General features: G+C 61.0%; 23 protein-coding genes and 1 pseudogene. 13 read left to right on the top strand and 11 right to left on the bottom strand.

The annotated features are described in order from the left end of the window. Positions 1-22 precede the first annotated feature (22 nt). Positions 23-2,293 (top strand): hypothetical protein, encoded by a 2,271-nt coding sequence (locus B5525_RS37010; protein WP_079570924.1) that lies wholly within the window; start codon positions 23-25, stop codon positions 2,291-2,293. 19 nt (positions 2,294-2,312) lie between these two features. Here B5525_RS37010 and B5525_RS37005 read toward each other — a convergent pair whose 3' ends face one another. Next, a complete protein-coding gene (locus B5525_RS37005) occupies positions 2,313-2,696 on the bottom strand; it encodes a VOC family protein (protein WP_079570922.1) in 384 nt (127 codons plus the stop codon). Positions 2,697-2,963: 267 nt separating this feature from the next. On the opposite strand from B5525_RS37005, the gene B5525_RS37000 reads away from it, so the two are divergent. Continuing rightward, positions 2,964-3,581, top strand: a complete 618-nt coding sequence (locus B5525_RS37000) for a hypothetical protein (RefSeq protein WP_154073682.1) — start codon at positions 2,964-2,966, stop codon at positions 3,579-3,581. 105 nt (positions 3,582-3,686) lie between these two features. Next, positions 3,687-4,160, top strand: coding sequence for a hypothetical protein (locus tag B5525_RS36995; protein WP_244568116.1), 474 nt, complete (start codon positions 3,687-3,689; stop codon positions 4,158-4,160). A 45-nt stretch (positions 4,161-4,205) separates the two neighbouring features. Here the strand turns inward: B5525_RS36995 and B5525_RS36990 are convergent, their stop codons facing one another. Continuing rightward, positions 4,206-4,469 carry a hypothetical protein gene (locus B5525_RS36990; RefSeq protein WP_079570921.1) on the bottom strand — a complete coding sequence of 88 codons (264 nt, stop codon included), beginning with the start codon at positions 4,467-4,469 and terminating at the stop codon, positions 4,206-4,208. Positions 4,470-4,694: 225 nt separating this feature from the next. Between B5525_RS36990 and B5525_RS36985 the strand changes: the two genes are divergently transcribed. Then, a complete protein-coding gene (locus B5525_RS36985) occupies positions 4,695-5,105 on the top strand; it encodes a DUF3775 domain-containing protein (RefSeq protein WP_079570919.1) in 411 nt (136 codons plus the stop codon). Between the two features lie 42 nt (positions 5,106-5,147). Then, positions 5,148-5,581 (top strand): annotated as a pseudogene (locus tag B5525_RS36980) (host attachment protein). An 8-nt stretch (positions 5,582-5,589) separates the two neighbouring features. On the opposite strand, the gene B5525_RS36975 reads toward B5525_RS36980, so the two are convergent. Beyond that, a complete protein-coding gene (locus B5525_RS36975) occupies positions 5,590-5,898 on the bottom strand; it encodes a hypothetical protein (RefSeq protein ID WP_244567712.1) in 309 nt (102 codons plus the stop codon). 905 nt (positions 5,899-6,803) lie between these two features. Beyond that, the gene (locus tag B5525_RS36960) at positions 6,804-7,112 is read right to left on the bottom strand and encodes a hypothetical protein (protein WP_079570914.1); all 309 of its coding nucleotides are present in this window, start codon (positions 7,110-7,112) and stop codon (positions 6,804-6,806) included. A gap of 282 nt (positions 7,113-7,394) precedes the next feature. Between B5525_RS36960 and B5525_RS44990 the strand changes: the two genes are divergently transcribed. From B5525_RS44990 to B5525_RS36930, 5 genes are all read left to right on the top strand, one after another. Beyond that, positions 7,395-7,889: a hypothetical protein gene (locus B5525_RS44990; protein WP_154073681.1), complete on the top strand. Its 495-nt coding sequence runs from the start codon at positions 7,395-7,397 to the stop codon at positions 7,887-7,889. A 1,074-nt stretch (positions 7,890-8,963) separates the two neighbouring features. Continuing rightward, positions 8,964-9,725, top strand: a complete 762-nt coding sequence (locus B5525_RS36945) for a redoxin domain-containing protein (protein ID WP_079570909.1) — start codon at positions 8,964-8,966, stop codon at positions 9,723-9,725. Positions 9,726-9,817: 92 nt separating this feature from the next. Further along, positions 9,818-10,855, top strand: coding sequence for an ABC transporter substrate-binding protein (locus B5525_RS36940; protein ID WP_079570908.1), 1,038 nt, complete (start codon positions 9,818-9,820; stop codon positions 10,853-10,855). A gap of 776 nt (positions 10,856-11,631) precedes the next feature. Then, on the top strand, positions 11,632-12,171 hold the full coding sequence (locus B5525_RS36935; protein WP_079570906.1) for a DUF4863 family protein: 540 nt from the start codon (positions 11,632-11,634) through the stop codon (positions 12,169-12,171). Positions 12,172-12,340: 169 nt separating this feature from the next. Then, the gene (locus B5525_RS36930; protein ID WP_244567711.1) at positions 12,341-12,634 is read left to right on the top strand and encodes a 5-carboxymethyl-2-hydroxymuconate isomerase; all 294 of its coding nucleotides are present in this window, start codon (positions 12,341-12,343) and stop codon (positions 12,632-12,634) included. A gap of 6 nt (positions 12,635-12,640) precedes the next feature. Here B5525_RS36930 and B5525_RS36925 read toward each other — a convergent pair whose 3' ends face one another. Genes B5525_RS36925 through B5525_RS36915 form a run of 3 tightly spaced genes read right to left on the bottom strand, consistent with a single transcriptional unit; the run spans position 12,641 to position 15,919 of the window. Then, positions 12,641-13,267, bottom strand: coding sequence for an FMN-dependent NADH-azoreductase (locus B5525_RS36925; protein ID WP_079570903.1), 627 nt, complete (start codon positions 13,265-13,267; stop codon positions 12,641-12,643). 52 nt (positions 13,268-13,319) lie between these two features. Continuing rightward, positions 13,320-14,984, bottom strand: coding sequence for a pyridoxamine 5'-phosphate oxidase family protein (locus tag B5525_RS36920; protein ID WP_079570902.1), 1,665 nt, complete (start codon positions 14,982-14,984; stop codon positions 13,320-13,322). 53 nt (positions 14,985-15,037) lie between these two features. Then, a complete protein-coding gene (locus B5525_RS36915) occupies positions 15,038-15,919 on the bottom strand; it encodes an SDR family NAD(P)-dependent oxidoreductase (protein WP_079570900.1) in 882 nt (293 codons plus the stop codon). Between the two features lie 144 nt (positions 15,920-16,063). Here B5525_RS36915 and B5525_RS36910 point away from each other — a divergent pair, with 144 nt between their 5' ends. Beyond that, positions 16,064-17,287: a Rieske 2Fe-2S domain-containing protein gene (locus B5525_RS36910; RefSeq protein WP_079570899.1), complete on the top strand. Its 1,224-nt coding sequence runs from the start codon at positions 16,064-16,066 to the stop codon at positions 17,285-17,287. 69 nt (positions 17,288-17,356) lie between these two features. Then, positions 17,357-17,680, top strand: coding sequence for a Rieske (2Fe-2S) protein (locus tag B5525_RS36905; RefSeq protein ID WP_079574295.1), 324 nt, complete (start codon positions 17,357-17,359; stop codon positions 17,678-17,680). A 73-nt stretch (positions 17,681-17,753) separates the two neighbouring features. Here the strand turns inward: B5525_RS36905 and B5525_RS36900 are convergent, their stop codons facing one another. Next, the gene (locus B5525_RS36900) at positions 17,754-18,842 is read right to left on the bottom strand and encodes an ABC transporter substrate-binding protein (protein WP_079574293.1); all 1,089 of its coding nucleotides are present in this window, start codon (positions 18,840-18,842) and stop codon (positions 17,754-17,756) included. Positions 18,843-19,170: 328 nt separating this feature from the next. Between B5525_RS36900 and B5525_RS36895 the strand changes: the two genes are divergently transcribed. Next, a complete protein-coding gene (locus tag B5525_RS36895; RefSeq protein ID WP_079570897.1) occupies positions 19,171-19,764 on the top strand; it encodes a MarR family winged helix-turn-helix transcriptional regulator in 594 nt (197 codons plus the stop codon). A 12-nt stretch (positions 19,765-19,776) separates the two neighbouring features. Here the strand turns inward: B5525_RS36895 and B5525_RS36890 are convergent, their stop codons facing one another. From B5525_RS36890 to B5525_RS36880, 3 genes are all read right to left on the bottom strand, one after another. Then, on the bottom strand, positions 19,777-20,574 hold the full coding sequence (locus B5525_RS36890; protein ID WP_079570896.1) for an IclR family transcriptional regulator domain-containing protein: 798 nt from the start codon (positions 20,572-20,574) through the stop codon (positions 19,777-19,779). A 65-nt stretch (positions 20,575-20,639) separates the two neighbouring features. After that, positions 20,640-21,878: an NAD(P)/FAD-dependent oxidoreductase gene (locus B5525_RS36885; RefSeq protein WP_079570894.1), complete on the bottom strand. Its 1,239-nt coding sequence runs from the start codon at positions 21,876-21,878 to the stop codon at positions 20,640-20,642. Further along, the gene (locus tag B5525_RS36880) at positions 21,875-22,198 is read right to left on the bottom strand and encodes a 2Fe-2S iron-sulfur cluster-binding protein (protein ID WP_079570892.1); all 324 of its coding nucleotides are present in this window, start codon (positions 22,196-22,198) and stop codon (positions 21,875-21,877) included. The genes B5525_RS36885 and B5525_RS36880 overlap by 4 nt, the downstream gene beginning before the upstream one ends. Positions 22,199-22,262 lie beyond the last annotated feature (64 nt).

The following is a 22,262-nucleotide window of genomic DNA, read 5'->3' as shown; positions in this document are numbered from 1 at the left end:
CAATATTGCGGGGGGCGGAATCATGAGCGATGCGAAGGCAGCGGGCAATTTTCCCGGGTTTATATTTCTAGCCTTGGCTTTGGCGGCGCTCGCTATCGCAATCTACTTTTTCCGGTTTCGTCCAGTCGCCGATTCCGGCCCGTGGCCGTCGCTGGGCAAACTCCAACAAATCGCCATGATAGCCGGACTCGCGCTGTTCGCGGTCGTAGTGGCGATCGCGCTCTGGAAGGTCCTCGCAGCGGCATGGCAGAGCGAGGAATCCAGCCTGCGGGATCTGTTCTCCTCGGTCAAGAATCTGGACTCAGGGGTGGTTGTTCTGGCCGCGGGTCTTGCCATTTCCATCATCGCCTTTTTCTGGCTGCGAAGCCAGGATCAGAGCATCTCGGATTTTTGGCAGGACCATATGCCCTCGCTGGACGAGGTGCGCGGATACGCCATCGCGATCGCCGGTGTGCTGGTGACCTGCATCGTGGTGGGCTCGATCATCGGCTTCTTTTGGGCCGGGTCGAGCAGCGAATTTTCATCGATCGCGCCATTCGCCATCAGCGGCAGCGATGACAAGCAGAGGGGGATGGCGCTTGCGGCGGCGTACCAGGCCCAAGTGGCGGAATTGTTTCAGCACGCGAGCGTGCTCGACGACATCCTGGGGCAGGATTCGGTCGCCGATCCCGATACCCAAGCTCCGGACCAAGATACTTCGGAGTCCAAGTCGCTGAATGTCTATCAGAAGCTGGATCTGGATCTGAAATTTCAGGGTGTTGACGTCGGCGGAATCCTGAACGGGATCGTCAACTGGTTGGCGATGCGCCGCGCGCTGCAAATCACCATCGCTGAACAGTCGGACGGCGACGCGCTGGTTTCGGGGGCTCTCACTCCGGACGGGAGGTCCCATATCTATGCCAAGGTAAAGGGCAGCGAGGAGATCGTCGCGGCGGTCGCCTATTCCAAGCTTCGCGATCGCCTGATCGCCCAGCAACCGGATTTCGTGGCGCTGAACTGGAGTGACGTCCGGCTGCTACACCGTACTATCCTGGATGCCACGCGTTTGCGATCACAGGCGAAGAGGGCGGATTACACGGCGCACGACGCGAACATCGCAACGTTGATAGATAAAGCGCCTGACGTTGAGTCGCTTTTGACGTTTGGGGCCGAAGTCGCGATGAAGGCCGGAAATGTCGACCGCGCACTCGCTTATCTGGACCGGACCAGGGTGTTTTTGGACCAAGCACGAGAGGAGCGCGACCGCAGCCGGTCGGCGGCCGCCCAGCACACCCAGGACGGAGACGCCGATGAGGATGATTCCGGCCAATTGGCGAGAAAGTTTCTCAATAAATACAATTCGCTCGTGGTACAGCGCGAGCGTGTCATTTCGAGTAATGCGCTGTCTTCTGTCGAACTCCTCAATGCCGGAACATCCGCGGAGACGGTTTTCGCAGATGCCTTTGCCAAGCATCGCGATCTCATGAAGGTCGGCACGATCGCAGCGAAACAGGAGATCACGATCGCCATTGTCGGCGGAATCCCGCAGCGTGAGAACATCGGCTACAAATTCAAATCGATCGGAGATTGGTTTCCGGGAAAATATGGTCTGGATAATTATGCGGATACGCTCGGGCTGATCGTGACGACATTGGCGCCCACGGCGAAACTGATGTTCGTCCCCTTGGGACCCAAAAGTCATTCCCGCGGGCTCGCCCTCACGGTCAACGAAGCTGAAATAACGCAGGCCGTCGACGCCGCCGTCAAAGCAAAAGCGGATATCGTGTTGGTAGCGTATCTCGCTTTTGGAAATGCCTGGAAAATGCGGGTTGCGACAGCGAAGAAATTTGCGTCGCAAGCGTTGATCGTGTCGCCCGCGCCCTCCAGGCTCAATCAATGCAAGATCATCAAGGAGGACGTCAGCGCGATCCCTGCCGGGTTCGTCGCCAACGTTGATGTCGATGGCAGGTTCAAGGCCGGGCTGCTGTCATCGGACGATTCGATCGCGAGTTATCCCGGGGCGATCTGGGCGCCGGGCATGCGCATTCCCAGGCTGACCTCCGACGGGACGTGGCAAACCACCTACGGCAGTCCCTTCGCCGCCGCCACGGCGGCGGCGGCGATTGCCAATATTGCCTCGGGCTCCGGCATCAAAGAGCCTGCCAGGTTGATGGAAGCCATCAGGGGAACGCTGCAGCGTCCGGACACCGGTCCCGACATCGGCATCGTCGATCAGGCCGCGGCGCTTAAGGCGCTGTCCGATCCGGCCCCCGCTGCATCTGCTTCGGCCAAACCGTTGCAGTGCTCTGGCTAGCGATTGGAAGCAGTGAACCTCACGCGTATTTCTTGTCGCGCTCCAAAAGCTCGATCGAGATGCCCTGCGGCCCGCGGATGAAGCAGATGCGGACCCCGGGCCGGATCGTCGTCGGCTCCTTGGTGAACTCGACCCCCTTGGCCTTGATCTCGGCGGCGACCGCGTCGATGTCCTTTACCGTCAGCCCGAAATGGTCGAGCCCCTGATAGGGTGTCACCGGCGGCGTGTTGACGCCGTCGCCGGCGGTCACCGGCGCGATGAACAGGTTGGCACCGCCGAGCTTGACGTCGATTCGGCCGGGGCCGCGGATGATGACGCCGCCGAGCACGTCTTCGAGCCAGGCCGCGGTCGCCTCCGGATCCGGACTGCGCAGGTGGACGTGATCCCAGGTGACTATCGGCATTTCGATCTCCCGTTGGCTTCTTGGGCGTCGCCTGACGCCATGCCGCCTCATCGCGGCGTGGGACAGTTTTAGCCGCCGTGTTTACCCGTGGCCATCCCTCGGCCAGACCCGGGCGAGATCATGTCCCAATATTGTCCGGTTTGGGTGGAACCATTGCCGGCCTCATCAATTAATGAGGAAGCGGCGGAACCGCGCAATCGGCAGTCGTGTTTGGAGCCGTGCGGTGTAACGCCCGCGCGGCTTTTTTACGGTGCGGCGCAGCAAGCAATGCCTGTTTCGCCGCCTATCGGTGGCATGACGATGGGCGTAGAGCTTTCCCGCATCGGATTGGCCGGGCTCAGCGACGACCACCCGTCGGGTTCGCCGGAGAAATCAACGGTCAGATATCTGAGGTCACGGTTTGTCTGGTTGCCGGCGGCGCTGATCGCGGGTCTCGGCGCCTGGACGCTGCTGTCCTTGGATGCCGGCAAACCTGCCGAGAGCGAACCGGTGCGGCTGGCGGCCGCCGTCGCGCCCGCGCCCGCCGCGGCCCCCGTGGTCGCGTTCAATCCACCGACGGCGGAGGGCGAGGCGATCGTGCCGGAGGAAACCGCGCCCGTCGACGGGCTGAAGATCTCGTCGCAATACTGGCGAAGGGGCGGGCTGGGGTCGAACGCCCTGGTCACGTTTACGCTGCGCAACTCCAACGACTACGCGGTCAAGGACATCGCGATCTCCTGCGCCTTCAGCCGCAGCGATGGGAGCCATTTGACCGACCGCTCGCGCGTGATCCACGACACTCTCAACATGCGAAGCCGGAAAACCTTTGCGCGCATGCATGTCGGTTTCGTCAACGTCAACGCCAGCAAGGCCAAATGCTCGCCGGTTGCGGCGCGACACATTTGATTGATGTCGGAATAACCGCGGTAACGAAGCGGTAACTTCCTCGTTATCTTGCCGATGCCGCCCTAGGAACCAATCGCACCATCCCCAGTTAACGGCTTGATCCGTGTGTTCGCGCGGATGGAGCGGCGTCGGGAAATGCCTTTATTGCGTTATTTTGTCTTTGTGGGCGGCGCGTTGCTCGTGCTGTTGTTCGTAACCAGTGCGTTTTTTCCGAAAATGCCCGATGAGGTGAGGGCGGATTCCGAGCTGCCGGTGATCCGCATTCACTCCGATCGCAAATGGCCTGAGCGCGTTGTCTTCGACACCAACCGCGCGACCATCGTGCCAGCGGCGGCAGGCGCGAATACGCTCGCCAGCGCCCCGGTCCCCGCGGCGGCCGGAGAAGCTTCGGCCCAGGCACGCAACTCCTTCGCCCAGTTGCAGCCGCCCCAGCAAAAGCAAGCCCAGCTGACCGAGCCGAAGAAGCCGGGAAAGCCGGTGCCGCGAAAACGCACGATCGCCAGGCGGCATATGGCCCCGCCGGTGATGCTGGTGGCGCAGCAGCCGCAATTCAGCCTGTTCGGCAACAGCACCTGGTGAGTCGATCGGCGGCCGTGGCTGATGCCGCGGGATGTTTGCCAATCCTCAGCAGCCGCGGCAGATGCTCTTGATCTCCTTGTCCAGGAGCCGGTCACGCTCCTCGGAGGTCGCATTAACATAGGTGTCGTTGCCGTGGCGGCGGTCGCCGGCGAATTGGGCACCGTGCATGGCGGCGTGACCGCCGAGCCCATGCCCAGATCCGTGACCGCCGAATCCGTGGCCACGCGCACCGGCTGACCAGGTCGATACCGTCAGCAGCGCCGTGGCCAGGCCTGCCGCGAACAGGGCGGAGAATGCTGTGCGCATCATATGAGCCGTTCTCGTGATTGAACCGTGCGGGCCATCATAGTACCGCTCACGGCAAAATCGGGGCGGGCAGATCGGGAGAATCCGCGTCCGGTCAGGGATGGATCGACCGGCCTTGCCTTGATCTTGCGCAAGGTGCCCCCTGCCGGGAACTCCTAGTCTGGACTTCGTTAGGTGATCCCTGCGGTCGGGAAGAAGACTTACGCCTGCTCTCAGGAGGTGTATGGCATGCGAAAAGTTCCGAACCTGTCGATCTCGCCGGAAAAGGCGTTTTTCATCGTCGCCAAGGCGCGTCAAACCGACGACAAGGCCACCGAGTCGGACCTGGCCTCCGGCCTCGGCGACGACGATGCCGTCTTTGGGCTCGAGGACCACAGCAAGAAGACCGACCGCTCCGAGCTTTCCACCTTCATTCGAGGGCTGAATGTCGACGAACAGATCGACCTCGTCGCGCTGATGTGGCTCGGCCGCGGCGACGGCGATCTCGACAATTGGCGCGATCTTCGCAGCGAGGCCTCGCGCGTCCATAACAACCGGACGGCCTCCTATCTGATCGGGACGCCGATGCTCGCGGACTATCTCGAAGAGGCGCTATCGCAGTTCGGCAAATCCTTCGAGGATTTCGAAGAGCACCTTTGAACCATTCTGACGCACAAGACTTACTTTCTGTGGAGCTCCTTGATGGAAAAAATAAAAATCGGCACCGGTGACTGGATCCTGGTCTGCGATGGCCGCAAGGCGCTTATCCTGGAAAATATCGGCGACCGCATGTTTCCCAACCTGCACACCAGGGAAGTGCACGAACACCCGGACCAGCCGACCTCGGCGCAGGGAAGCTCTCCGCCCGGCAGCGTGCACCAATCGATGGGCGGGGCGCGGAGTTCGATCGAGCAGACCGACTGGCATGAGGAATCCGAACGCGCATTTCTCAAGACGCTGGCGGGACGGCTCAACCTCGCGAAACCACCGGGCTGACCATGGTGGCGTCGCCCCGCGCGCTCGGCATGATGAGGGCGGATTATTCGCCTGCTTTGCGCAAGGCCATTCATGGCGAGCTGCACAAGGACCTCGTCAAGATGCCGGTCCATGAGATCGAAAAGCAGCTGTTGGCGTGAGAGGCGGCTCACTTTGATCGTCGAAGCCGGGTTGGCCAGCCGATCCGAACCAGCGTCTGGTCCGGATCGGAAAGGGCGAACTCGTACATGCCCCAGGGTTTGTCTTCCGGTGCGTTCTTCCCGATTATTTCGCTACCGAATTCGGCGGCGAGAGCGTCGACGTCCTCGAGGTAAAGATAAAGACCGAACGGGTTTTTGCCCGGCACAAGCCAGCCTTGCACCGCATCAGTCAGGTGGAGATATCCGCCGCTGCCGTTGTTCCAGGGGAACCTGCACAAACCTGCGCCCGGAGTTGCCGGGCTTTTTTGCGTTCGCAAGGACCTGGTCGCCGATCAGCTACCAAACGGACCGCTACGTCGCGACCCCGGTAGTCGGGACGCCCGATCTGCCTCTTCTGGGGACAACCGGCAAGAGTGGTCAAAACGGAACAGCGATGCCGGGGCGCCGCATGTTTCGATGGGAAAGGAAGCCGTAGCCGCCCTGCGGATTTCACAGACAAGACGGCCTCGGCGCCATTCCCCGCGCCGGGGCCGTTTGGTATGCGGTGCGGCCACGAAGCCGACGCTGAACGCGACCATCGGGGCCGCGCACGCCGGTGCAGCCGGCAAGGGATTCGCGGCGGCCGAAGTGAAGACACGGCTTGGTGCCGATCGTATCACAGGATGAGGTACGCCCCTTCCTGCCCTGACGAAGCTCAACCGCTTCCGATATTGGACGGGTCGAGATTTCTGTTCTCTTCCGGCGGTATCGGCGGATAGCCGGGAAACTTGTACCACCCCGGGGGAATGGGCACATCCCGGCTGGGACGAACGATGACATCATGGCGCGAGCGAAAATGATGCACCGTAGCGGCGCCGGCGGGCGCGCACAGCCCGATCAAAAGGCCCAAGGCTGAAATCGAAGAGGCCAAAACCGAAGAGGCCAAAACCGAACGCATCGAATCTGCTCCACATGAACTGCCGTGAGTTCCCATGTGGTGCGACGCCGGCACCGCCCCCATCTGGAGCGGCTTCACGATCGGTCACATCGGCGGCATCGCGTGCCGGGTTCGGGGGAGCGAGCGCGGGCGGCTCGGTTTCAACCTGAGACGCGACCGGCGGTTTTGCTATCGGCCCGACCGCCGCTGCAAAGATGCAACGGCGGTCAATTGAGAGCGTCAGCGAAGCCGACTCTTCAGCGAAGCCGACTCTGGGGACTCCACAGGTCCTTGCTTCAGGCGTCCTTACTTCACGCGATTGGCGTTGACGCCGCTTCCATGGCTGGATCGCCGCAGGTGAGAGGGCCGGACTTCGGCGCGTGCATTGCGTGCATTGTTGGCACCGTTTGCGGAATTCGCCGTGTTCGCAGTAGAAGGTGAACCTGCCGCGCCACCCGGCTTCATCAGACCCATCTTGGCGGCGGGCGTCTGCGCGCCGTTGTTCAGGTAATCGCGATCCGGATAGGTTGCGCAGTCCGCGCACTGCGCCGACGCCGCAGACGTCAGAGCGATCGACATCAAAGATGCGGCAACAAGTGTTTTGTAGTTGATCATCGTTTTTTTCCTCGCGTTTTTTCCCTGGCTAAGTCTCCGCCCGACTGAGCCGTGCACCCGACCGGTGCTGGATGCGTCGGTCGTTGCAGAGCATGGCTCGCCCCGCGTTTTTAATTGGCCTGTTGTCCCGGAAGGACAACCGAGCTTGCCGCGTGGGCCGTATGCATTTTGCGAAGAGATTGATCGATCTCGTCGGCCCGTTCGCGAGTCGCGGCGCACTCGGAGGAGACCGCCTCGACGCGGCCGGCCACGCGACCATGATTGCCTATTTGTAATCCGTCCGTGTCGAACGGCAGTTCCGGCGGCCGCGACAAATTTTCATCCAAAAAAGGAGGTCGTCATGAAATACGTTGCCAGCAAACACACGACCGTCCAGCATATTGCACTGTTCGCCGCGCTCGTCGTCAGCTCGGCCGCCAACGCGGCGACTTACGACTACACCGGGAACTACGCCTATATGCGCAAACCCGCGATGACCAGCGCGCAGAGGCCGTCCAGCTTCAGGTGGATACGGAAACCTCCAACGACGCCACCGGCGCGCAGTACGGCATGCCCTCCGCAGGGTATCGCGGTTGCATGCTCCCGCATGGCTGGAAATTCAGATCGCTGACACGGACCAGGGTCAACGCAGCACCGGCCGATCCCTATTTCAGCTCGAACGTGAAAGTGGCGCCCGGCCATTTCATCGATCACGACGCCCCCCTTAAGCGCGGAACAAAAAACCATTGTGAGCTTTGTGGTCTCGCGGCCAAGGGCCGCGCGAACGGCAACCACTGACTGCTCCGTTTTCACGGCGCAGAGGGAGGATACTATGCGAAAGCAAATCGTGCTCCTCATCGCAACCGTGGCCCTTACCGCTACGTACGTCGGCGGTGCCGCTCAGGCTGCCGTGATCGGCCCCTCGGCGGGCTTGCGTATTGCGGCGGATGAATTGGCCGTCATCAAGACCGCTCAGTTCGTCTGGCAAGGTCGGCGCTATTGTTGGTACGATGACGGTTGGCGCGGCCCCGGCTGGTACTGGTGTGGCTATCATTGGCGCCGAGGTTTTGGTTGGGGCGGCCCGGTCGGATGGCGTGGTTGGCATAGACCGATTCACAGGCCCGGAATTAATCGCCCAGGCGGCAACCGCCCGGGTATCAACCGTCCAGGCGGCAATCGCCCGGGAGGTGGTCGCCCGGCAGGTGGTCGCCCGGGAGGAAACCGCGGACGATAGAAGTCCGCTCGTTCTGGCATTCGCGTCCTGTACATGGCCTCCTGCTTGATACGCTGCATTTTTTGCAGCGCTCAAAAGGGCAAACTGGAAGGCGGTCGGAGATTGAACGGGCGGGCCGCCTTTCCCCAATCCACTAAGGGTTCACAGTTCTTGTTCTGAGTGATGGCAAATGGCGCGCCGCGGCCGATGAAGATGGGCACTATTGCTTCGCCGTGGCGCTCTGATGCTGGAACCTCGCACGCGCTCCAACCGGTAAATCTGCGACGGCCTGCGATATTGTGCTGTGAACCTGGCTTGACTCACGGTTCTGGCAGGAATGGAATAGCGCCGATACCCCAGACACCACGATTATCGTGTTGCCAACGACAAGTCGGCGTGGTGTCGTTCCTCAGCGGTGTTCTGGATCGGAGGCCCCGGTTCATGATCGAAACATTGATGTGTTCGCGCTCGGCTTTGTCATTGCGAGCTGCTGCCAATGGTCGTTGTTCCATTTGTCCACGGTCGCGCTGAACGTCTCACCATTTCGGATCGAAGCGTTAGGCCGGCATCGATGGCGCATTCATAAGAACTAATCGCGCACCGACTTCGTTCCCGGCTGTGGAAGGGGCGATGGCTGCTTGGCGATTGGAGGCGTAACAATGGATAAGCATCGCCTGCGCCCTTGGCGTCGAATGCTGGTCTTAACCGCCATCTGCTGTAATTTGCATCTGGCTTTAGTCTCTGGGCATGCCCAATCCCGTTTCGAGGGAGAGGGCCGCGTGGTGGCACTCGACGAGAGCGAAGGCATAGTGACCTTGGACCACGGTCCAATTTCGGGTCTCATGCCGGCCATGCAAATGGCCTTTCCGGTACAGCGGGCTGAGCAACTCGTGGGACTTCAGGCGGGTGCGCTGGTGCGATTCGCCCTTCAGGCTCGTGGCACTGAATGGGTGATTGTTACGATCGAGCCGGTCGGGGATCATCCGCCCCCTCATTTGACGCGCTTCCCGGCTCCTGACTTCACCTTGCCCACACTGTCGGGGGCGCCGGTCCGCCTCTCGGATCTACTCGGCAAAGTGGTCCTCCTAAACTTCTGGGTGACGTGGTGCGGGTCGTGCCGGGCGGAAATGCCGACCATCGATGCGCTATATCGGCGTTACAAAAATCGTGGACTCGAGGTGCTGGCCGTCAATCTCGATGCGGCCACCACTTCAAAGGTGCAAGCGTTGGTGGGTGAATTGGGGACGACGTTTCGCGTTGGGTTGGATCCGTCATCGTCTATCGCCAGAACCTATCGGGTCGCTGGTCTACCCACCACGTATCTCATCGATCGCGCCGGCAACATAGTTGTCCAGGAAATCGGTGCGCGGGACTGGCTGGATGCGAACAGCCGACTGGCGATAGAGGGGCTGCTGCAATAACCCGAGCCACCGCAAGAAGCCGAGCGCAGCCCGCCGATATTAGTTCTTTAAGAAGGGAGTTACGTACTCATGACCACATAAAGGAGCTGACAATGAGACGCTTTATTGCAGTCATCATGACCATGGGGCTCGTTTACTTGTTATGTGGGGCGCCTAATGGCGTCGCGGACGAGAAGACTTTCATCATGGGCTACGACCCGACGGGGCCGGCCTGTCACCTCGGCCAGTATGCGGCTCTCGCGAAAGGCTTCTTCGCCGAAGAAGGCCTGCGGGTCCGGGGCATCGCCGCGCTCGACAATCGCACTGCCGTCTCCGAGGGCAGATCCCATCGACTCTGGGTGAAGACCGACGCGGGGCTCACGGAGGCCGATTTCGGATATTTCGACACGGACCAGCTTCATCACATGGTGGCCGGAAATGTCGACTATTACATCGTCGACGGCAACCACTTCGGCTGCTGGTCGGTGATGGTCGCGCCCGACGCGCCGGTCCAGTCCCCCGCCGACCTCAAGGGGAAGACGATCGAGATCCTTCCATATGCCGTCGAACCGTTCTTGCTGCACGGTCATATGTGGCTTCATCATTGGCTGAAGGCACCGGGGCTGGATGCTCCCAGAGACATCACACTGATGACCATGCCCTGGGAGGCGCTGCCGAGTCTGAACGACTATGTGGCGGAGGGGTTCAAGACGGGGAAGTTCGCCGCGGTCGCCGTGGGAGAGCCACGCCCATCGCTGATGGAGGACAAGCACATCGCTCGGCGGCTCGTCACCCAGAACGATACAACGTACAACAACGAATATTGCTGTCTCACGGTCATCAAGCGCGCGATCGTCGACAACGACCCCGAGACCGCGGCCAAGATCGCACGGGCATTCAGGCACGCACGGGAATGGGCCGGCCAGCACCCGCGCGAGGCGGTGCTCGCCGCACAAGCGGCTGGCTACTATGGCGCGGCAGTCCCGGTCGAGGCATCGGTCAAGGCCGTGAAGAGCCTCGGCTTCGACAGCCAGCTCGACCCGGCGCTCGCGCTCGAGCGGGCGTTCAAGACGCGGATCGAGTCGGGCGCCATCAAGACCGATAAGACGCCGCAGGAGCTGGTCCGTCTCTACTACCGCAAGCTCGAGTAGGCAGTATAGCTTGATGGAGCAAGGCGGGATGATGCATCGCCAAGTACGCCGCCGACATCCGCGCGCGGCGGCTCGGGCTTCACCGCCGTGAAAACACCGAAGTGGCGCGCTCGGAGAGATTCGAACTGGCAGTGTAACATTTTGCTATTCTTGGAATTTTTTATTTCAATTTCCTCCGCTGAGTGAGGTCACGGTGATCGTGAAGGTGGCTCACGTCCGGCTTTGCCGCACCGCAGCCGGATGCTGTTCGTGTTGCGCCCCCTCTAGCGTAGGCGCCGACCCCGAGGCCGCGGCCACATCGCCCATCGTCAGCGTGGTAGATCGGCTCGCCAATGAAATCTTCTGAAGTCCTGGCCTGGACCGCCAGTACCGGAACACCTGATACTTTAAGCAATTCTTGGCGAGGAGATCCGTCGGGCGATCCGCAATGAGGCGTCAGATCGCGAAGTTCCTACTCGAGCGCAGAATACTGCTGATCGCGTCATGCGTGAGGCTGGCTATTTTGATCTCGGTGAGTCGAATATAGTCCTTTGCTAGGACAAAAAAGTCGGAGTCCCCCTCACTCCTCTGCTGCGCTGCGCGCAGGAGATTCCCAGATCTTTGGGAAATTGCGTCGAAGGGCGAGCTAATTTACTCCGATAGAGAGGCATATTCCGCGAATCAGATTTGCCGAAGACGATTGCCTGAATACGGGAAGTCTGATGCCGAAGGTGGCCGTCGAGGAATTCGCTCAATTCATGGGTTTCGAAAACTGAACGAACGAAGGGAGAGACGACATGGGACATCGCGAAGAACTCATCGAGCGCAGCATTCCGTTTTTGCAGGAGGTCAAGGACATGACTCCGAGCGCCCAGATGGAAAAATGGCTGAACGAGAAATACGGCGAGAACAGCGATCTCTACAAGGATCTCGCCAGGCTGATCAAGCTCGGGGTGAAAGAAGGATGGGCTGCCAATCAGGAAGTGGACGGGCCGAATTATCGGCGCAGCAAGATCGCCGAGCCCTCGCCGGAGACCCTCCAGTTCAGTATCACCGCAGTATACATGGACAGCAAGGACCCCAGGCGTTTCAAGGATGAGCACGACGACGTCGTGCTGCGCGGCCAGTATCACGGGCACCCCTATGGTGAATTGAACATGGTGATCCCACTCGATGAGGGCGCCGAACTCAGGGGATTGCAGGGTTGGCAGGGGCCGGGGTGGACGGCGCCCGATCCCGGCAGCCGCCATTATCCGGAAGTGAAGGGCGGTGCCCTGATCGCGTTGTTCTATCTTCCCGCCGGTCGGATCTCCTACGATTTCAAGGCGCCATCCTGAAAATCGGAGCCGAGCCGCATGCGGCCTTTTGCAGGGTGATCGGGAGACCGTGTCCTTCGATCTCTGATAGATTGTATCGGCGCGCGGCTCTCCGCGACGCACTGCCCGAGGGAGAGATTCATTGCCGCATATAGTTTATCATTATTCGGCCGGCCAGAAGATGCCGCCGATGCGCGAGATTCTGCTCGCGTTGCATCACGCGGCGGCCTCGACCGGAGTTGTCAAGGCCGCGGATCTGAAACTTCGCGCCCAGTCGTTCGACGATTATCTCGTGGCGGGCGAGCAGAAGTCGTTCTTCCACGTCACTCTTTATATGCTAGCGCGCAGGACGCCGCAGCAAAAGGAAACGCTCAGCGTGGAAATCCGCAAGGCGCTCGTCGCGCTCCTTGTGGACACCCATAGCCTCAGCGTGGATATCCGCGACATGGATCCCGACGCTTACAAGAAGCGTTTGAAGGGCTGAACGCGGTCAGAAGTCGAGGGCCAGATGCTTGGCCTGTTGGCGCGCGGCTTCCCTGGCTGCCGACACCACGGCTTCCGGACCCGCCGTCGGTGCAATCGTCACCGTTGAGATGTCGTTGCAGCCGATCACCTTGAGCCAATGCTCGAAATAGCTCTTCTGGTGGTCGAACCCCTGCATGTCGCCGTCGGCCGGGTAGGCGAACGAACTGCTGTAGATGATCGCGACCGGCTTCTTCAGGAGGCCGACGTAACCTGTCGCCGGCGACCATTCGAAGAGAACGCCGGGTTGGGTGATGACGTCGATGAACCGCTTCAGGACGAAGGGGATACTCCAGTTCCACATGGGCACGCTGAACAGCAGCTTGTCGTAGGAAAATAACCGGCTCGCCTCTGCGACGATCGACGACCAAGCTTCGGCCTGCAGGTCGCTGTGCGGAAGCTTGCGGAGCACCGCATGCTTGGCGGCGATGGCGGCATCATCCAGTGCCGGCAAATCGTGATGCCAGAGGTCGATCGTGTCGATGCCATGGGAGGGATTGGCCACGCAATAATCGTCCAGGAACTCCCTGGCGACGGCGCGGGAGTGCGACAGTTCTCCGCGAGGGGAAGCCGAAATATGCAGCAGATTGGGCATCGCATTTGTCCATTAATCTTCGGGGGAAGGAAGTTGTCCCGCGCGGGATTTCCTACAGGTCGAGTACCAGCGATGGCGATCTTGCCCAGGACACGCAGATGCACATCTTGCCGTCCTGCTGTTTTTGGGTGGCGGTCAGGAAGCGATCCCGATGATCCGGCGCCCCCTCGACGACCATCGTGGTGCAAAGGCCGCATTCGCCGCGTTTGCAGCTGTGGCTGATCTCGAAACCTTCCGACAGGGCGACATCGAGAATGGACTGACCCGGATAGACCGTGACGGACTTTCCGGTCTTTGCGAATTTGATCTCGACCGGCACGTCGTTGGCTTGCGGCGCTGGGGCGGCGAAGGCTTCGCTATGGACGACTTCGGGCGGATACCCAAGACGTCCGGCCACGGCGAGCGTGTCAGCGATCAGCTGGTGGGGGCCACAAACGTAGATGTGCTTGCCCGGCTCAAAGGGGCCAATCACGTTTTTAAGCCGCATCCGGCCGTCCGGGCCGAGCGAGGTGTCGTAGAACTGGCTACGCACCGTTTTGAAGTCACGTAGTTCCTCGAGAAACGCAGCTTCTTCGGCGCCCCTGGCGCTGTAATGCATCGTCGCACTTCGTCCTGAAGCCTCGAGTGCGCGCGCCATTGCAAGGATTGCGGTGATGCCGATGCCGCCGGCGATAAGCACCGGATGCGCTGCGTCCTGATCCAGCGGAAAATCATTTTCAGGCGGCAACACGATCACCGTTTTCCTGAGATCGATCTCGTCATGCATGTAAAGCGAGCCGCCGCGCCCGCGGGCCTCCCGAAGCACCGCGATCTCGTACCAGCGCCCATCTGGATCAGCATTTACGATGGTGTATTGCCGGTAATCCCTGGTCCTGTCGGTCAGCACCACGCCGACCCTCAGATGCGCTCCAGCTTCAACCCTCGGGAAACGTCCCGACCTCGGTTTGAGCCTGAAGAGTTTGACGGAGCGGGCGACCTGGCGAATGTCGATGACCTCGGCGCGAATACTGGATTCCCGGTATTCAGCCTTGGTGCCCATTCCGAAGCGTTGCGCAAAATTCGAGATATAAGCGGGAAGCCCGACCGACTCGTTCAGCCGGTTGGCGTCTTCGGCTAATCCCACGCACGTCGCCATCGGAAGCGTGCCGGCCCAGCAGGACTGCTCGTAAAGCTTCTCGCCGCCGAACACCGGGCGGCCATCGCCGGGCAGTCCGGCGCGCCTCTTCAACGAGCCCTCCTGGACCCTCATGCGGACCATGATGATACCCTTCAACTCGTCGAGTGAAGGTTGTTTCACCTCATCCCAACGGCCGGGAAACAGGCGCGTGAGGAAGAATTCAAGTTGACCACGACGCTCCTCGAGGCTCTCGACCGGTTCGGCGTTGCCGAACACCATCACCGAGCGGTAGTTCATGGCGTGCGCCGATGCCAGGCGGGACAGAACGAAACCGTCAACCTGAACGAAGGTGATGCTGACATTGCAGCCAGCGGCGACGGTCTTCAGCATTCGGCTCCCTGCGGAGCCATGCCAGTAGATGTAGTCGCCACGGCGCCAGACCATCGTCGGTGTCGCGTAAGGTTGGTCGCCGATCGAATAGGCGATCGTTCCATAGAGCGAGCCATCGATTGCGGCGTAGATGTCGTCTTTCCGATGGCTGCCCCGGCTTCCGAACAACCGCACCCTGGAGCGGTCGGTGACTTCAAATTCCTCGGACATGCGCCATTCCTTTTCGTCGAGTCAGAGCGAGATGTGTTGATTTGCGTCGCGCGTCATGGCGCATCGGAGCCGGCGGGCTTGAATACGGACAACGGCGCTGGATCGCGGCTCGGCGCCGGCGGCACCCGTCCATCGACATCGGTGAAGCCGTATTCCCCGGCTAGTTCAGACGCGAGCAGGATATGCCCGGTCTTCTCCATCACGCGGGGATCGTTGGCCAAGGCCGCAACCGCGCGGCCGACAAACACCGGTGTCTCGCCGCGCTCCGCGATCAGCTTGGCAAGCGCGGGCGGAACGCGGTCGGGTTGCGCGGCCAGCTTCTCGCTCTTGATATAGCCTGGCCAGATCGAGACGGCGGCGATGCCGAACGGCTTCAACTCATGCGCCATGTCGCGCGCCATCCGGTCCACGCCCGCCTTTTGCACGCCGAACGGCACGTTGAAAGTATACCGGATGCCTCCGCCAGAGGAGGTGTTCACGATCAGCGGGCGCTGGCGACCCAGCATCAAGGGAACAGCGTGCTGGCTTGCGACGAAATGTGAGCGCAGGCCGACGCTATGCATGAGATCCCAGACCGAGACGGGGACCTTCCAGAACGGGACATTGATCGGCATCACGTTCGGCGCGGCAAACACGTTATTGACCAGCAGATCGAGGCCGCCATGGTCGCGCTGGATGTGTGTAAAGACGTCTTGCACGGCCAAATCGTTGCTGTGGTCGCACTCTAGTCCGAAGCCGTTGCCACCCGCCTCCACTATTTCCGCGATCGTTTCGTCGAGCGAGCCCGGCCATTCCGCGGTGCCGCTCTTGCGGGTTCGCGCAGTTACAATGACTGTCGCGCCGGACTCCGCGAGCCCGATGGCGACGCCCTTGCCGACGCCCCGGCTGCCGCCCGTCACCAGCGCGACGAAGCCTTCGAGAGGTTTACGGGACATGGGTAACTCCTGCTCGCGAAAGTGCCGGGTTCGTTTGTGTCGCAAAACGAGCCGCGAAAGCACGGATTGACAATAAATCTTCCTAGGAAGATAATGTTACGGTCATCGCTTCCTCACGTCAACGTCAATCGAGGGAAGGCCCAAATGGTTACCAGGGAAGAAAACGAATTGTTGTGCCGGGTCACCGGCGATGCCCCGATGGGGAAGATGCTGCGACAGCATTACTGGCTGCCGGCGATTTTGTCGGTTCGCGTCAGGAAGGGCGAAGCGCCGGTACGGGTCAAATTGTTCGGCCAGAACTTTGTCGCGTTCAGGGGCGCTGACGGCAACGTCGGCTTTCTTGACGAGGCGTGTCCGCACCGCGGCGCGTCGCTCGCGTTGGCGCGGGTTGAGGATTGCTCGCTGCGATGTCTGTTCCACGGATGGAAAATCAGTTCGGCCGGCGAGGTTCTGGAGGTGCCAAATGAGCCGAACAATCCGAAGGAGTTCGCCAAGACGGTGAAGGTGAAGCACTATCCGGTCCGCGAAGGCGCCGGGCTGATCTGGGTGTGGCTGGGCGAGGGTGAGGCGCCGCCGTGCTGTGACTTCGAATGGATGGATCTGCCGCCCGAGCAGGTTTACGCCGCCGGCATCGAACTGAACGCCAACTGGCTGCAAGGGGTCGAGGCCACGATCGACTCGTCGCATGTCGCGTTGCTGCATACGAGCTGGACCAGCAATTCCGCCACCGATTTCGGCGCGACCCGCGAGAACACCGCGGTCACCTATGAATTCGACAAGAAGGCTTACGGTTTTCGTGCCGCGGCGTTGCGGTCAACGCGAGACGGATCCTGCATCGCGCGCGTCACGGAATTCGTAATGCCGTACTACGGGTTGATCGCGCCGATTTTTTCCGGGCCGAACCAGGACAGGACGGCCATCATCGCGGTGCCGATCGACGATGAAAACCTGATCCAGTGGTACATCTATTACAACCCCGAAAAGCCGGTCGATTCCTGGCGCCGCACCCAGCGCGCCAATCAATGGCCGATGGCGGGCGGGCTGCCCGGCGACAAAAGCACCAATTGGGGCCAGAACCGCCAAATCATGGATGCCGGCAACAACACCGGCTTCTTCGAAATCGTGCTCGAGGATTTTGTGGTCATGGTCAGTATGGGGCCGATCGTCGACCGCTCGCAGGAGTATTTGTGTTCGGCGGACCAGGCGATCGTCCGGGTGCGGCGGCAACTGCTCGAGGAGGTCAAGGCATTCATGGCCGGTAAGACCCCGAAGAGCGCGCAATGCGAGACGATGTCGTACCGGGATATTCGCGCCGTCGGCGGTCGGCTGGCGTCGGCGTCCGAGGATTGGAGACAAATCGCGCGGTAGCGCAACCGGCGATCGGGCGCGACGGCAGGATCGCCGCGCCGCCCACTATTGGATCAGGAGAATATCCAGATGTCGGCCTGGCAAGCTTTGTGTCCGGTCTCCAGGGTTTCCGAAGGAGAGCCGGTCGGGGTCAAATTAGGCGACCTGCGCGTCGCCTTGTATAGGGTCAACGGCGAGTTGTTCGCGACGGACGACATCTGTCCGCATGCCTATGCGCTGCTGTCCACGGGCTTTCTCGAGGAATACGTCATCGAGTGTCCTTTGCACGGCGCGATGTTCGACGTCAGGTCAGGGCGGTGCCAGACCTCGACCTATAAGGACGTCCGGAGCTACGCGGTGGAAGTGAGGGATGGCGAGGTGTTTGTCGACCTCGAAACCGCGGACGCGACCTGACCGCCTCCTGGTCGCGATACCAGAGCCCGAAAGGCTCCGCCGGGGGCGGTGCGGTATCACGACCGGGTTACTGTTATTGCAGCGACAATTTCTCGGAGAGTGGCGTCCAGTGGGTGCCATCGAAACGTTCCGCACGCAGTGTCTTGATCAGGCGATAATCGTCGGCGCTGGTATTGACGGTGATGCCCGGGATCAGGCCGGGGAGTTCCAGTCTGTTAAGCGACGTCGCCTGTTTCATCAAATTCGCGGAGGAGACGTCGGACCCGCAGGCTTCGATCACTTTCGCCATCAGGACCGCGATATTCCACCCCGTGAAGTTCAACTGATCCTCGAGATCGCCCCCGGGGTAGTATTTCTTCATGAAGGCGAGCCACTCGAGATAGCCGGGATCGGAGGTCCATTCGGGGTCGCCGACCGATTTGGTGGGTGTTGCCGAGATCGCGCCCTTGGCGTAGTCGAGGCCGGCGGGACGCAGGATGGTCGAGATGAAATTGCTGCCGATCGGGAGGAATTGCTGCGCATGCCAACCGATCTCACCGGCCTTGCGGATCGCCTGCGAGGTGAACTTTCCGGTCGAGGCGTTCAGGAAAACATTGGCGTTGGTGGCGGCGAGCCCAACAATTTGGGATTCGACGCTCGGAGACGTCACTTCGTAGGCCGATGCCGCAACGATCTCCGCAGCAGGATCGCGCTTGGCGAGTTGGGTCTTGAAGCTGCGCAGATATTCACGGCCGTAATCGTCGTTCTGGTAGAGTACAGCGACCCTGGCATGTGGGATGGTGTCGGCAACGATATCCGCGTAGATCGTCGCTTCCGTGCTGAACAAGGTCATGCCCGACAAGCTGTAGGGACTGACCTTTGGGTCCGCGAAACGATCGCTGGCGGCGAAGACGAACAGCTGAGGTATCTTCCTGGCGTTGAGATATTTCTGCACCGCCGAGTTCTGCGCCGTGCCCATGCTGCCAAAGATCGCGATCGCCTCTTCGCTCTCGACCAGCTTGCGGGTCTGCTCGACGGCTTTGGGCGGGCTGTAACCGTCATCGAGCGAGATCAGCCTGACCTTGCGTCCGTTGATGCCGCCGCGCTCGTTGATCATCTCGAAATAGCGCGTCTGGACCTTACCGACCGAACTGAGTGCCGAAGCCGCGCCGCTATACGGCATGGTCTGCCCCAGAACTATCTCTGAATCGGCGCCGTTCGCGGCCGGTATCGTGGTGGTCACGATGGCCGTAAGGGTAAGCCACCGCAAGCGACGTGTCAGATTGGGACTAATCAACGTGGACCCCTGCAAGCTGTTAATTCGATAAAATATCTTCCAAGGAAGGTAAATTGTCAAGCGACCGGGGACGACGTCGCGATCCAGCCCCGGCTCCCCCAACTTACGAGCGGACAGTGCTCGGGTTTGATGCTAGTCGTTGAGAAGATTTCTGCGGCCGGATTCACGTGTCGGACGCTCGGAGGTCGCTAAATTGCGCTTGAGGACTGACCGGATGAAGAAGGGCAATGCGGGCTCGAAGGTAGCTGCGGGACGAAAGCCTGATGCGATCTACGACGATATCGAATCGGCGTGGCTGACCGAACGGCCAGATCTCAATCTCGCGGTCGCCTGCACCCTGCTGCGCATGGAGCGCGCCAATCATCTGCACGAGGCCCGGGTTCAGGCGATCTCCAAGACGGTCGGGCTGCACACCGGTGAGCTGCACGTGCTGCTCGCGTTGCGTCGCTCCGGAAAACCCTATGAATTGCGTCCGACCGACCTGTTCCGCGCGCTGCTGGTGACATCGGGCGCAATGACCAAGCGCGTCGCGCGGCTTCAGGAGGGGGGGTTCATCCTGAGGGTCTCGGCCAATGACGACGGTCGATCGGAACTGGTGCGGCTGACCGCGAAGGGACTGGCGGTGGCGGACTGCGGTATTGCCGAGATCGCTCGCGTGGTGGAGCAGGTGACGATCGAGAGCGGCTTGACCGATCAGGAAATCGCGGTGCTGGACCGATCGATGCGGAAACTCCTGAGCGTCAAGACGGTCAAGCTTGGCGCGCCCGCGAAAAAAGGCGCTGTCAAACGACGGGTTTCGCGGGGCTAGACGCCAGCGACCTCAGACCAGCAGGGGCTTTGCCGTCACAGCCATCTCTTTCAACAGCGGAAGGAAGCGGTCGATCATCTCGCCGGTGGTGATGCGATCGACATGCGCCCCGATATTGGCGGCCGCGATGATCCCGCCGTCATATCGATGGATCGGGACCGAGACCGAACGGAAGCCGGCCTCGGCTTCCTGATCCACCATCGAATAACCCTTGCTTCGATCGATGATGATGGCCGCGACGATCAGGGATTTGTCCATGATCGTCTCCGGCGTCTGGGACTTCAGGCAGGTCGCGTCGATTGCAGCCGCGAGTTCCTCGTTCGAAAGACGACCAAGCAGCACGCGTCCGACCGACGTGCAAAACGCTGGCAGCCGGTAGCCGATGTCGATGCCGGAGGGGAACACCCGCGCCGGGCTGGCCCGGGCCACGAACACGGCATCGTCGCCGTCGAGCACGGCCAGTGAGCAGATCTCTTTGGCCTTGGCCGAAACCTCGTCCATCAGCGGTTGCATGATGGTGCTGATTTGATTGGAAGCGAGATAGGCTGAAGCCAGCGTCAGGACGTGCGGCGTCAGGGAGAACAGCCGCTCATCGCCAACCACGTAACCGGACTTTTGCAGGGTCATCAGTATGCGACGGGCGGTGGCACGGGGCAGGTTGCAGGCCTTCGCGATGTCGCTGAGCGTCATCGGCCGGCGATCGATCCCAAAGGATCGCAGGACGCGCAAGCCGCGATCGAGGCTTTCGATGAATTCAGGACCCTCTCGCCTGGCCTCTGTTTCTTCAGCCGTCCGCTTGAGTTTTGGCATTTCGTGTGAGCTGTCCGTTCCCCGTTACTCGGCCTGGGTCGTCGAGATGCCGCCGAATCTCCCGATTATACACCAACGCCGTTAGCCGAGTTGAGCAGCGATTTGAGGTCGAACGAGGCGTCCCGGACCTGGTCCGGACTTGGCGAGATTCTGCGGGCGATCATTCGTCTGGCCGCCATCTGGTCGCCGGACCGGTTGACACTGTCGACCGCGATCAGCCTGCCTTGTCTGTAGTAGAAGACCGAGAATTTTCCGTCCTCGACCGAACCGCGGATCGCCTGATCGTCGAAATTGCGCGATATTCCGACGATCTGCAGTTTGGCATCGTACTGATCGGACCAGAACCGTGGCACGCTGTCGTATGGCCCGGTGCTGCCGGCGATTGCGAGACCCGCGGCCCTAGCCTGATCCTGCGCGTTCTGAACGGATTCGAGACGAAGCCAATCGCGCGCAAAGGTATTGTAGTGCGTGGCGCAATCGCCTGCTGCGAAGATGTCGGGATCGCTGCTGCGGCCGTGCTCGTCGACCGCAATCCCGTTGCTGCAGTCCAATCCCGCATCCTTTGCGATCTGGTCATTGGGGAGGCCGCCGACGCCGACCAAGACGAGGTCGGCGCGGATCCTCGCGTTGTTCCCGCAACTGACCGACGTGACGCGGCCGTTTTGTCCGTTGATCGACACCACGGTCTCGCCGAGGATCACATCCACACCATGCTGCAAATGCATATCGAGCAGGAATTCCGAGACCACGGGCGATACGGCCCGCTCCAGCAGGCGGGACGCGCTTTCGAGCACAGTGACTTTCTTGCCGAGTTTGCCCGCCGAAGCCGCGACTTCGAGACCGATGAACCCGCCGCCGACGATGACAATTTCGGACGCCTCGCGCAACGAAGCCTTGAGATCGATGGCGTCCTGCATCGTTCGCAGGTAGTGGACGCCATCGAGGTCGGCTCCGGGAGCAGCGAGTTTCCGCGCGTGGGATCCGGTCCCGATCAGGAGCTTGTCGAACACTAGCGAGGAATGGCCGCCAAGCAGGATTTTTCGCGATCGCCGCTCAATGCCAGTGGCGCGAACGCCAAGCATGAGGTCGATACTTTTGTTGGCGAAGAAAGCCTTGTCGCGCAACATGAGGCTTTCTTCCGTCGCGAGTTCGGTCAGAAAATCCTTCGACAGAGGAGGCCGCTGATATGGCAGCCACGCTTCATCCGCTACCACGGTGATCGGTTCGGCGTAGCCGGCATCGCGTGCGGAGAGTGCGCCCTGGATGCCGGCATAGGAAGCGCCGATGACGACAAGAGCAGTCATGATTGTACCTCGGGGATGTGGAGGGTGAGCGTCTCGATAGGGAACGGCGGCTTGAGCTGACAACTCAGTCTACTGCTGGGTTTTCGAGGAGCTTTGACGGAGCCGAGCAATTCGAGCTCTTCCGCATCAGGCGAAGGAAGTGCGCCGATCTGAGCGTCGTCGACATAGACGTGGCAGGTTGCGCAATCGAGGCAGCCACCGCATTCACCCTCGATTCCCGATATGCCGCTACGGACCGCGGCGAGCATCACGCTGACGCCTGATCCGATCTCGACGACGCACGCCGTGCCGTCTTGGCGAACGAAATTCACCTTCGACATTCCACATTCTCCGTTCGTTCGACTAACGAACGTATGTTCGTATAACGGATATATCAAGCAGGAT

Source organism: Bradyrhizobium erythrophlei, from assembly GCF_900129505.1.
GTDB lineage: Bacteria > Pseudomonadota > Alphaproteobacteria > Rhizobiales > Xanthobacteraceae > Bradyrhizobium > Bradyrhizobium erythrophlei_D.
Note: the sequence above shows the minus strand (reverse complement) of the source record. Positions and strands in the feature narration are given on the sequence as shown.